The sequence below is a fragment of the Sphingobacterium sp. InxBP1 genome (genome assembly GCF_026191775.1).
Classification (GTDB): Bacteria; Bacteroidota; Bacteroidia; order Sphingobacteriales; family Sphingobacteriaceae; genus Sphingobacterium; species Sphingobacterium thalpophilum.
The window spans coordinates 1-3921 of sequence record NZ_JAINDX010000014.1; the positions used below are offsets into that span (position 1 = coordinate 1).

General features: G+C 39.7%; 6 protein-coding genes. All 6 read right to left on the reverse strand.

Annotation, left to right across the window (positions count from 1 at the left end; all coding sequences use genetic code 11):
- Window positions 1-144: 144 nt before the first annotated feature.
- Window positions 145-339 (reverse strand): hypothetical protein, encoded by a 195-nt coding sequence (locus K7A41_RS00120; RefSeq protein WP_265712077.1) that lies wholly within the window; start codon window positions 337-339, stop codon window positions 145-147.
- Window positions 340-607: 268 nt separating this feature from the next.
- A complete protein-coding gene (locus K7A41_RS00125) occupies window positions 608-859 on the reverse strand; it encodes a hypothetical protein (RefSeq protein ID WP_265712078.1) in 252 nt (83 codons plus the stop codon).
- Complete coding sequence (locus K7A41_RS00130) at window positions 856-1134, reverse strand: hypothetical protein (RefSeq protein WP_265712079.1); 279 nt, start codon at window positions 1132-1134, stop codon at window positions 856-858. Before K7A41_RS00130 ends, K7A41_RS00125 begins: the two co-directional genes overlap by 4 nt.
- Before the next feature lie 16 nt (window positions 1135-1150).
- A complete protein-coding gene (locus K7A41_RS00135; protein WP_265712080.1) occupies window positions 1151-1390 on the reverse strand; it encodes a hypothetical protein in 240 nt (79 codons plus the stop codon).
- A 50-nt stretch (window positions 1391-1440) separates the two neighbouring features.
- Complete coding sequence (locus K7A41_RS00140) at window positions 1441-2835, reverse strand: DNA cytosine methyltransferase (protein WP_265712081.1); 1395 nt, start codon at window positions 2833-2835, stop codon at window positions 1441-1443.
- A gap of 533 nt (window positions 2836-3368) precedes the next feature.
- Entirely contained in the window at window positions 3369-3848 is a 480-nt protein-coding gene (locus K7A41_RS00145; protein ID WP_265712082.1) for an ASCH domain-containing protein, read from the reverse strand.
- Window positions 3849-3921 lie beyond the last annotated feature (73 nt).

The window sequence follows — 3921 nt, forward strand, 5'->3', positions numbered from 1 at the left end:
ACTTACCTGATCGTCTTCATCTGACATGCTATTCCAAGCAATAACCTCTTTAATTGCTTCTACAAGGCTAAGAGCTAATACTGTATAGCCTTTACCGTTTAACGTCACCTCAAATAGGTGTCTTTCGTCTATTATTTTCATAGTTTATTCCTCCTCCAATACAAATACATCATCTGAAGCAAGTGGCGTTTCGTCACTTTCCGAATCGTAAAAATCTATTTTCTTGACATATGCGCTGTTAACGGCGCCGTAGTCAAATTCAGTAAGTCTAACCCCGATAAACACATCCATGTGATCGGGTAAGCCGGCAATAGCCTGTTTTAATTGTTTTATTGTCATAGTTTTTTCTTTTAAAGGTTCTAAGTCTTGTTTTGCTTTTCCTGTTAGTGACATATCAATTCTCTTTGTTGTTTGGAAATTTTAGTCATAAACATATTTCCGTTTTGTTTTACCGCACTTTCTACATCTATATTCATCATATTCTTTAGTTTGGTCGATGCTCATAGATGTGTACCTTTTTACCCAATTGTGCCGATGTGGCTCTATTTTAATCAGAATTATCATCAGTATAATCAGAGCTATAAATGAAATCTCAATCATATCAATCCTACTTTACGAATTTTATTTTCAGATTTGAAAGCTTTTCAATCTGTTTGTTCAGCTGCTGGATTTTATTATTTATTCTCTGTTCAGACATCTTTACAGCTTCTTCGGGGGTAAGTGAATAATCAGCTGGAGCAAAGTATGCAAGGTTGTATTCCGAATCTTTACTTGGCTTAAATAGCCCTCCGTCTAATGTTCCTTCGATTTCGATTATCTTCCCGGAAGATAAAACGTATTTGTGTAGGTATATTTTCATAGTTTTGGTATATTATTTTCTGATAGGATTGATTCTTTGTTTACTGTGATTGAATGTCCTGAATCATCATAAACAGTAGGGGCTTTATAACAAAGATATTCTGCTTCCGCATTCTCTGCGGCATTCCGTAGCGATTCTTTGGCTACTTCGAGGGCGAAACGTTTGGCGATTTCATCAACCATCCAATCGCTAACACCCATTGCCCCTACTTGCTCCCAAGATGTATACCCATCTTCAATAGCTACTTCGTCTTTTATTTCCTGTAGTGTTTTCATTTCTTATTAAATTTATTTAGCAGATAGACCACATATCAGTCTTTGCATCTCCTTTTTTAACTTTACGCCCATCAACCTTAAAATCATCACCGCACAATTGGCAATCACAATCTTTAACGTCGTCTGGATATCGCTCTGACAAATACAGATCATATGTAATTTGCATTCCCTCAGATTTAGCTCTGATAGCACAGCAGCGGCAGACTTTTTTAAAGAGTATAGCTTCTTTATTTTCTATTCTATATACTTGAATCATCTTTCTTTCTTCTTTACCACCCTAGACTATACTAGGGTGGGGGTTAAACATTATGCTGCTAATTTTAAAAGTTCTTTTCCTTGGGCTTCCGCCCACGCGCACACCACATGAGGGACTACACTATTGCCTATAAATTTCTTTTGATCCGATTGGTTGCCATAAAGCTTGTAGTCTGCCGGGAACCCCTGGATTAACTTCAATTCTGAAACTTTGAGCATACGCATTTTAATGTCAGAAATACCATAGATGGCCATGAACTCTTTGATCTTGATCATCGTTTCAGAGTCATCTTCGTATATTTCAATTCTGACATTTTGATCGATCTGGTACTGTATGAAGTACAAAGGTGCTTTATCCTGACGCGCAATAATGGTGGGACATCCTGTTTCTATGCTAGTTGTATGGCCGCCATGTGAGGGATTATAAATAAAACCGGTAGTCATCAATGTATCCTTGTCCAGACAACAAACTTGGTGGAGAGCAAAACGATCTTCAGTTGTCAATGTCCCACATGCTGTATTCACCGAATGAGCTCCTTTTTCATTCCCATAATATTTGGTTAAAAAAGCCTCCTTACCGCCTGCCACCTCTTTAATTAATCCGGCATATACTCGTTTTAAGGAATTTTCAACCAAAGGCTTTTTACGTCCAAAGATGCTCTCGCCTTCGTCTTTAAAATCCAATAGGTCTTTCACTGGTTTCCACTTTAATAGGCCATTCCCGAAAAGATCCTGTTTTCCTGTTCCAGTTTTTGAATGCGTTGGCTCAGGCCATACAATAGGTAGATTTTCTTTAGCGAAACATCCGAAAAGGCGGTTTCGAGAAGTATACGCTCCAAAGTCTGCAGAGTTCAATTCTTTCCATTCGTCACGGTAACCAAAGGAATTGATGTGATTCCGCCATCTTAGCCAGTCTTGACCTGATTTCATACTTACAGGTTTTCCAAATTCATTTAACGGCCCCCAGGACATGAACTCTACTACATTTTCGATTTGTACATAATCAGGATCTAAAGCTGTAATATATCTGTCCAAATGATCCGCTAGGGTTCGGCTATCTGCGTCGCGAGCTTGACCACCCTTGGCCTTACTGAAATTGGTGCATTCCAAGGATGCCCAAAGCACTATTTTTGCCCATGGATATAACTCTCTATATTTCTCCACTATTACCGTCAATGGTGATAGTTCCAATGTGCGGATGTCCTCTTCAAAATGGTAAACCTCTGGATGGTTTTCCCAATGGCTTCTAATTGCTTTATGATCATGGTTGACACATGCAGCAATAATAGCTATTGGATTTCCGGCATTATCTTTTGCTTGCGAAAATCCGGTTGTTGTTCCCCCAGCGCCACAGAACAGATCAATAACTACGTATCGAATAGCTTCAGGATTCTTTACTATTTGTGGTGTGAATGGTTTATGTTGTAGTATAAATGCGTTTATCATGGTCTTCTTTGTTTATTTTACTCTCCCTAACTAACACCTGCCCCACAACATCCGGCTCAGTATGATACATAGCTACCCATCTAGCAGCTGTGTTGTAGGAGACACCAAAATCCTTGCAGATATGCCTGCGTTTTCGCTTGGTGCCTACCCATTGCTCTATTACTAGACCTATGATATTGTGGGGGTGTCGGGGGGTCATTTTGTTGGTTCCTCCTTAGTAATACCGTAATTGTATTTCTTGTCTATTTGGCGCATAATCCAGCGCTTATACCAATTTGCTGTAGGGTAGTAGGATTTCATGTTTTTGATGTTTAATTCATCAAGTTTGCCCCACCAGTTGGTTAAATAGAGTAGAAACAATGTGTATATCTCCAATCTATTATTTATCCACCACAAAAGAGATATTATATAAATAAGCGGATACAGACACCCGAAAAACAACCATAGAAAGAACAGCCACCATCGGCCGGTATCAGCTAGGAAGTAGCCAGCCAAGAATGCGTTTACCATGAAATACGCGATTATCAATGATGTCATGAGTTGGTCTCCTTTCCGTCAAATTCCCAAAGCGACAATTTGCCTTTCACGTTTAAAATAGGCTCGTCAAACAATACCGGATTGGCTAATACCCAGTTGTAGATTGCATCTTCACGACCTTTGCCCATGTGTGCAGGCAAGCCAGCTGGGTAATGAGGTGAGCAACTCGGCGTTCTTTCAGCCCAAATGCTGCCGTGGTTGATAACACAGTCAACTATGTCTACGGTGCCTATAATGGCTCCGAACGGCATGGTACCATCGAAAGCTGTTTTAAGAACGGGAATTGCAAGTTTGGTTTGCTCGTCTGTTAATTGGATATTGAATTGTGTTTTCCCACTCACATGGATGTAAATCGTGCCACGGTATTTAGTTGCCCAAGTTCTGTTTTCAATATCCTTTATACCCAACAGGGGATTGTCTAACCTCGGGGTACAGACCAAAGATGCCCATGGTTGTTTTATGCTTAATGCTTTCATGAGTTGGTCTCCTTTCTTGCTTTTAGTAGCGCGTCAGCAACTTTATATGATTCAGTTGCTAGAACATCATAAG

Bases quoted from the DNA above. Each gene is read 5' to 3' on its own strand.
- K7A41_RS00145 (WP_265712082.1), bottom strand. From the start codon at position 3,848: ATGAAAGCATTAAGCATAAAACAACCATGGGCATCTTTGGTCTGTACC.
- K7A41_RS00135 (WP_265712080.1), bottom strand. From the start codon at position 1,390: ATGATTCAAGTATATAGAATAGAAAATAAAGAAGCTATACTCTTTAAA.
- K7A41_RS00125 (WP_265712078.1), bottom strand. From the start codon at position 859: ATGAAAATATACCTACACAAATACGTTTTATCTTCCGGGAAGATAATC.
- K7A41_RS00120 (WP_265712077.1), bottom strand. From the start codon at position 339: ATGACAATAAAACAATTAAAACAGGCTATTGCCGGCTTACCCGATCAC.
- K7A41_RS00140 (WP_265712081.1), bottom strand. From the start codon at position 2,835: ATGATAAACGCATTTATACTACAACATAAACCATTCACACCACAAATA.
- K7A41_RS00130 (WP_265712079.1), bottom strand. From the start codon at position 1,134: ATGAAAACACTACAGGAAATAAAAGACGAAGTAGCTATTGAAGATGGG.